Below are 337 nucleotides of genomic sequence, written 5' to 3'. Positions count from 1 at the left end.
CATTGCGCCGGGAGCTTCTCGACGAGACTGGCGCCTTCGACACCATCGAGACCGCGCAAACGGCTATCTGTCAACGGCGGCCGAAAACTGACCCCTTATCGACGGTTGAAATTTGACCCCCTTTTGGTGTGGTTACTGGTCGGCGTTGACGAGTTGTCGTCTCGTCTTGGTGCGGTAGGAGTCGCCGTCGATGGTGATGACCTCGGCGTGGTGGACGAGGCGGTCGATGAGTGCGGCGGCAACGACATCGTCGGCGAAGACTTCGCCCCTGTGGTTCCCCCGGAATCGTGGAGGACTCCTCTATGCGGCTTCGGGCTCGGTGACTGCGGTGTTCTCG

General features: G+C 61.4%; 1 pseudogene. It reads right to left on the bottom strand.

Annotated elements, in window-relative coordinates:
- Positions 1-132 precede the first annotated feature (132 nt).
- Positions 133-267: pseudogene (locus B1964_RS30825) on the bottom strand (ATP-binding protein); the annotation flags it as partial.
- Between the last annotated feature and the right edge of the window lie 70 nt (positions 268-337).

It is taken from the genome of Gordonia sp. i37 (genome assembly GCF_002043085.1).
GTDB classification, from domain to species: Bacteria; Actinomycetota; Actinomycetes; order Mycobacteriales; family Mycobacteriaceae; genus Gordonia; species Gordonia polyisoprenivorans.
This window is presented reverse-complemented; position numbering and strand designations above follow the sequence as displayed.